Source organism: Nonomuraea sp. NPDC049637, from assembly GCF_040675235.1.
Classification (GTDB): Bacteria; Actinomycetota; Actinomycetes; order Streptosporangiales; family Streptosporangiaceae; genus Nonomuraea.
Window position 1 is genome coordinate 1 of the sequence record NZ_JBFAOM010000111.1, and the last position, 5,569, is coordinate 5,569.

At 68.7% G+C, this 5,569-nt stretch carries 8 protein-coding genes; 5 read left to right on the forward strand and 3 right to left on the reverse strand.

Annotated features, from left to right (window positions below; translation table 11 throughout):
- The first annotated feature begins 256 nt into the window (after positions 1–256).
- Genes AB0J71_RS49675 through AB0J71_RS49685 form a run of 3 tightly spaced genes read left to right on the forward strand, consistent with a single transcriptional unit; the run spans position 257 to position 1,038 of the window.
- Positions 257–379, forward strand: a complete 123-nt coding sequence (locus AB0J71_RS49675) for a hypothetical protein (protein WP_364421414.1) — start codon at positions 257–259, stop codon at positions 377–379.
- Positions 379–669 (forward strand): hypothetical protein, encoded by a 291-nt coding sequence (locus AB0J71_RS49680; RefSeq protein WP_364421416.1) that lies wholly within the window; start codon positions 379–381, stop codon positions 667–669. Before AB0J71_RS49675 ends, AB0J71_RS49680 begins: the two co-directional genes overlap by 1 nt.
- Before the next feature lie 15 nt (positions 670–684).
- Complete coding sequence (locus tag AB0J71_RS49685; RefSeq protein WP_364421419.1) at positions 685–1,038, forward strand: hypothetical protein; 354 nt, start codon at positions 685–687, stop codon at positions 1,036–1,038.
- Here AB0J71_RS49685 and AB0J71_RS49690 read toward each other — a convergent pair.
- The 3 genes from AB0J71_RS49690 to AB0J71_RS49700 all read right to left on the reverse strand — a co-directional run bounded on the left by AB0J71_RS49690 (position 948) and on the right by AB0J71_RS49700 (position 3,917).
- Positions 948–1,454, reverse strand: a complete 507-nt coding sequence (locus AB0J71_RS49690; protein WP_352328435.1) for a hypothetical protein — start codon at positions 1,452–1,454, stop codon at positions 948–950. The two genes, AB0J71_RS49685 and AB0J71_RS49690, sit on opposite strands and share 91 nt — an antisense overlap.
- On the reverse strand, positions 1,451–1,837 hold the full coding sequence (locus AB0J71_RS49695) for a hypothetical protein (RefSeq protein WP_364421421.1): 387 nt from the start codon (positions 1,835–1,837) through the stop codon (positions 1,451–1,453). The genes AB0J71_RS49690 and AB0J71_RS49695 overlap by 4 nt, the downstream gene beginning before the upstream one ends.
- Positions 1,838–2,375: 538 nt before the next feature.
- Positions 2,376–3,917 (reverse strand): hypothetical protein, encoded by a 1,542-nt coding sequence (locus tag AB0J71_RS49700; RefSeq protein ID WP_364421423.1) that lies wholly within the window; start codon positions 3,915–3,917, stop codon positions 2,376–2,378.
- A 69-nt stretch (positions 3,918–3,986) separates the two neighbouring features.
- On the opposite strand from AB0J71_RS49700, the gene AB0J71_RS49705 reads away from it, so the two are divergent.
- Together AB0J71_RS49705 and AB0J71_RS49710 are read left to right on the forward strand one after the other, a co-directional pair.
- Positions 3,987–4,409, forward strand: coding sequence for a PadR family transcriptional regulator (locus tag AB0J71_RS49705; RefSeq protein ID WP_352328438.1), 423 nt, complete (start codon positions 3,987–3,989; stop codon positions 4,407–4,409).
- Positions 4,406–5,428, forward strand: coding sequence for a hypothetical protein (locus tag AB0J71_RS49710; protein ID WP_364421425.1), 1,023 nt, complete (start codon positions 4,406–4,408; stop codon positions 5,426–5,428). The genes AB0J71_RS49705 and AB0J71_RS49710 overlap by 4 nt, the downstream gene beginning before the upstream one ends.
- The last annotated feature ends 141 nt before the right edge of the window (positions 5,429–5,569 follow it).

A 5,569-nucleotide genomic window follows, 5' to 3' on the forward strand; every position in this document is an offset into this window, starting at 1 on the left:
GGTACGCGCCGCGCTGCCGGACGGCTGGACCAGCGGCCGCCTGCACGTCGCCCTGGTCAGCGAGGGAGCGGTCGTGGCCCGCTCGGCCGTGGACGTGGACACGCACACGGACCCGGTCATCGGCGACGATCCCAAGGCGTGAAAGTTTCACACGTTCCCGCACTTCAGAAGGGGCGAGGGCGGCCCTCGCAGTGACGGGCGGTAACGCGGCGACCGAGCATGACGCCGCGTTCCCCCTCGCGGAAAGGGCACCCCCATGCAGACCTCGAAGGCGGCACTGACCGCCCTGGCCACGGTGGTGGCCGGAGCGGCTGTCGCTGTCGCGCTGACCACCAGCCCGGCGGGCGCGGCGACCGGCACAGGGACCGGGGAATCATAGTGGGCAAGCTGGCCAGCTCGCCGATCCCGGTCAAGGTGGCCTACTCCCACCCGGTGCCGACCTTCTCCGGTCACGGAGCCTGTGACGCGGACGAATGGATCAACGCGATCGTCAACGGGCCCAACGGCGACGGCGACTTCCACAAGGGTGACCCGGCCACGCCGTTCTGCGTCAGCAACAGCACGTTCTGCCTGAGCCGGGAGTCCTTCCATCCCAGGGCGGCCGGCACGACGGGGTACGCCACCGCGGTGCAGAACGTGCTGAGCGCCATCGGCTACAAGGGCTCATAGAGGTAACGTCAAAACGTGCTGGACCTCGACGAGCCAGAGGCGACGCCGGTCGGCTGCTTGCCGAAGCTGCTGACCGGCGTCATCGTCGTCCTGCTGCTCGCGGCGCTCACGGTGGTCGGCCTGGTCGTGTGGGCGCAATGGTCGATGCGTTCCCACCTGGAGGAGGGCGAGGAACACGACCGGGCCTTCATGAGCCGGCAGGCGGCGGAGATCGTCGTACGTCTCGAGAAGGCGGCAGCCGACGGCTCACTTCCGGACAAGGAGATCCACGAAGCGGTCTACAGGTTTGCCTGGCACGCCGAGCGCCCCGACGGGCTGGTGCGGATCGTGGTCAAGATCCCGTCGATCACGTCACCCGGGCCGCCGTAGCTGTCGCCGTGCTCGTCGGCGGTCAGCAGCTCGGCGGTGACGCGGGTGGTCAGGCTGTCGCCGAGCGCGGTGCGGTTCTCGCGATCAGCGGCGCGGCCGGTGGCCAGCGCGAGCACGGGCACGCCGGCGGCCAGCAGCGCACGGGCACGGAAGGCGGCAGTGGCGGTGGAGTCGCTGACCTGGCCCAGCCCCTCCAGCAGCGCCGCGCGGTCGCCGGACCGGTCGGCAGCGTTGAGCAGGAACGCCAGAGCTTTGGCCAGTTGCCAGGCGATCTCGGCGTACGGGTCGGCCTGGTTCATCGGCTGCGACAGTGCGCCGTACAGCGCTTCGCTCAGGGTACGCAGCTCGGGCAGCGCTGCGTGAAACTCGGCGCCGGGAACAGCAGCTGGGCCGGGCGCGGGGGCCGAGCTGGTCATGACGGCTCCGAAGGGGCGGCGGGGGTGCTGGTGACCGTGCGGGGCAGTCGGCCGGCCGTGTAGGGGTACTTCTTACGCAACGCCCCAAGCCGGGCCTTGGCCTGGGCCGCGATTACGGCAGTGGGAGCGGGCAGGCTGTGGCTCAGCAGCTCGGCGATCTGTTCCCAGGGGCGGCCGCGAGCACGGGCGGAGTGCAACACGATCAGTTCGCGCTGCTCGGCGGCGGTGTGGGCGTCGACGACCGCCATGAGGGCCGCGTCCACGTCCGCGTCACTGATCGAGTCGTAGCCGAGCAGGCGGCGGCCGAAGTTGGCTTCCTCCTCCAAGGCCAGGGCCACCAGGGACACCGCCCGCTGGGGGTCCACCCAGTAGTGCGACTGCATGCGGGTGGCCTGCTCGCGCTCGGCATCATCCCCCTAGCGTTGGACGAGCCTGCGCAGCGCCTCACGGGGCCGTTCTTGAAACGGCTGGACTGAAGTTGACGGGATCCCGTCTGATCATCACGATCGGGCGGGATCTCGTCGTTTCAGGGGTTTCCGAATCGGGTTCGTCCTGGTTTGAGAGCTGCGGAGCAGGTGCCCGGGAAGGTCCAGGTGGTGTCAGACCGCTGGTCGAGGACCGAGTTCGCGTCGTTGGGCATGGCGAAGCCGACGCCGGGCTGGGTGCTGCGACAGGGTGATCTGAATTGCGGCTTATGGGATAGGTGGTGGCCTGCTCCGACCCGGGAGCAGCGTGCGGTCGACCTGATCTGCTGGGATTTCGACGACGTCGGCCGAGGTGTCGGGCTCGTCTGGAGGCTGCTGGGTGTGGCGCCAGTGGTCGAGGAAGTGGTCGTTGGCGACGGCGACGATCAGCGCGGCCAAGATGGTCTGGGCGACGCGGCCGTGGGCGAGCCGGTTCTTGGGGTCGCCGAGGTCGAGGTCATGTCCCTTGACTCTGCCGTTGATCCCCTCGGTGTTGGCGCGGACGGACTTGTAGGTCCCGATCCAGGCGGGACTGAGGTAGGGCAGATCCTGACGGAATTTGTCGAGATGGCCCAGGTCGCCTTTGCTGACAGTGATGGTCTGCTGGCGGCAGATCTTCGGCAGTTCGCCGGGCTTGTGGTCGGGACTCGGGGGCAGGACGCGGGGTTTCGCCGCCGGGTGAGCGGCTCGCTGCCGAGCGTCGGTCAGGTCGACCGTGGTGGGACGGCTGGGCCCGCGCTGGTGGAGGCGGTCGAAGCGGGGGGCAGGTGACCGAGGGGGAGGTGCCTGCTGCCGGGCATTGGAAGCGGACAGTGCCGCTGGTGTTCGGGCTCTGCTTGAGGCGCAGCAAGTACGGCTCCCGCGCGCTGATCAACGCGGTGAGTTCCTCCGACGGGGCGCGGATGGCGGCGTCGTCCAGGCCGGTGGTCGCCTGGGCGAGCCTGTCGGGGAGGAGCGGGCAGGCGAGGCTGCCGTCGATGAGCAGGGCGCCGTGGGCACTGCCCTGCACTCCGCGCTGGTCGGCCTTGTAGTCGAGGGCGAGTCGGTAGCCGAGTTCGCGTGCGGGCTGGGCGAAATGGGCGGGTTGCTGGTCGGTGTAGGCACGGTCGACGACGGCGAAGGCTGTAGGAAGGTCGAGCGTGGCCAGGAGCTTGAGGGTGGAGATGGCATTGGCGCCGATGCGTTTGTGCGGGGTGTCGAGGACCAGGCCGAGCGCCAGTTGCGGGAAAAGGCCGAGTGCCGAGCGGGTGCGGGCGGCGACGGTGAGGGTGGCGCTGTAGCCGTACTCGGGCGGGTCGTTGCCGGCCGAGTGGTGCCAGCCTGCGGTGATCTCGGTGGAGGCGATCAGTTCGCCGGTGGAGCGGCGAGCTCGGGGCGGGCGGGCGAAGACCGGGGCGGCGGTGGTGTCGATGCCGACGTCGCCGCCAAATCCTGCCAGGTAGCCGCGGCCTTTGCTCCAGCGGGCCGGGGTGAGCACGAGCGCGGTGACGAGGTCTTGCAGCAGGTCCCGCTTGCGGGTGTGGTCGGGATCGTCGTCTTCCCGGGCGGTGGCGAGCAGGTCGGCCTCGTGCTGAGGCAGGCGTGTGCGACGGTCGTGCCGGGCCGGGTCCAGCAGGCTGGTGAGCCGGTCGGAGGCGCGATAGAAACGCCGATTGTCAGCCAGGCAGGCATGCGGATCGTCGGCAGGCGGCCGGTCGGTGACCGGTCCCAGCTGCTGTCGGGCGGCCGCAGAGAGGCAGAAGGCGGACAGCCGCCAGGCTTCGGTCAGGGTGGCTTTGCCGCTGTGGTGGATCGAGACCATCAGACAGACGAGCACCGCCCGGATCGGCACTCTCGCCGGTCCGGGGCGTGGGCCGAGCTCGGCGTGGATCAACGCCATGATGCCGGAGTCGTCCAGCAGCCGGGCGTAGTGGCTGACGACGGCATCGGGGATCTGTGCCGTCTGCTTGGCGGGTGGCCGGGGCCGGGTGGCTCGGGCTCGGGTGGTGCTGGCAGTCACTACCAAACGAAGACCGAAACAGCTCTGCAGTCCACCCGTGCTGCCCAGACGTTGCCGCAGACTGCCGCCATGCTGCAGAACGCCACCCCTAACCTGCCTACTGTCATATCCTGCCATACAGGTTATGATGGCAAGGTGATTATGACGGAGCCGATGTTCTTGGCTTTGACAGCACTCCTCGACGAGCCGCGACACGGCTACGGGATCGTGCAGGAAGTCGACCGGCTGTCTGAGGGCAGCGTGCAGCTCAAGATCGGCTCCCTGTACGGGGTGCTCGACCGGTTGGCTGCCGACGGCCTGGTGGAACTCGACCACGAGCAAGCGTATTCGGGACGCCTGCGCCGCTATTACCGCATCACTGACGCCGGGGCAGAAGCGCTCGCGAGGGAGCTCGCCAGGCTGACCGGCACTCTCCACATCGCTGCCGAACGCCTCGGCGCCCACCGGCGCGGTTCCGGAATCCGGCCCTCCACCGCCGGAGGTCCGGCGTGACTCTCCTGGAGCAGCGCTACCGCTTCATCCTCAAGATGCTGCCCGCCTTCTACAGGGCCGAGCGCGAAGAGGAGATGGTCGAGGCCTTCCTCCAAGGCGCTGGACCAGATGATGACGGGCACAGCGCGCGACCGAGTTGGGGCGAGGTCGCCTCCATCGCCGCACTGGCGATCAGAATCAGGCTTGGCGGTATCGGCGCTGCCCCCCGCTCGCGCGCCGTCGGTGACGCGGTCAGGCTGGCCGCTCTCCTCGGGCTGGGCTACCAGGCCGCGATCAGCTGGATCACCATAGTCTTCTCGCTGCGTGCCCTCGGCTATCGACCGGGGCAATCGCCGCTCATCGCGCCCGGCGGACAGGCGTCGGAACTCGTGTCGATAGTGGAGAGCCTGGTCTGGATCGCCGCCTTCGCCGCGCTCACGCTCGGCAAAGTGCGGGCAGCCAAGCTCCTGGGCGGTCTGGGGCTGACGTACGTGCTGGTCATGCTCGGGATCGACATTCTCACCTGGCCTCGGTCGGTCATCGACTCCGGGCCCTACGTGCTGGTCATTGTAGTGCCCGTTGCGGCGCTGCTGACCGCATACCATCGGGATGCGCCGGTGCGGCGCTCCCCACAGCTCTCCGCCCTGCCTTTGAGCCTGGCCGCGATACACATTGCCATCGCGCTCGCCTTCACCAACGCTTGGGGTACGGCTGCCGCACCCAGTCAGCCCACCATGTGGATTGCCGGCTGGATCGATCCGCACAGTGTGACCGCAGCGGCGCTCTTGATCGCGGGCCTGCTAAGCCTGACGCGCAAGACCCGACCGGCCTGTCGATTGGCCCTCGCTGTCGTCGCGTTGCCGATCGCCGCGGCTCGCTCACCGCTCTTCCTGCTCGGTGCCGCCGGCCCCATGCAGCCGTACACCATCACTCTGATCATCCAGTGCTCGGCATTGCTGATTCTCTGCCTGGTGCTGACCGTTGCAAGTCTGCGCGCCCTGCCCCGCCCAGTCCAACTTCCACTTCGAGGCCGCAACTAGCAAGCCGCCTGGAGGCCAAGTGCCGGGAAACGATCATGGTGCACGCGGTCGGGTAGCCGGGAGGGATCTCACCTCCCGGCTCCCACAGATCCGTACGTAAACCTCTCGGTTTATACGGCTCTTGTCACCCTGGTCACCAGA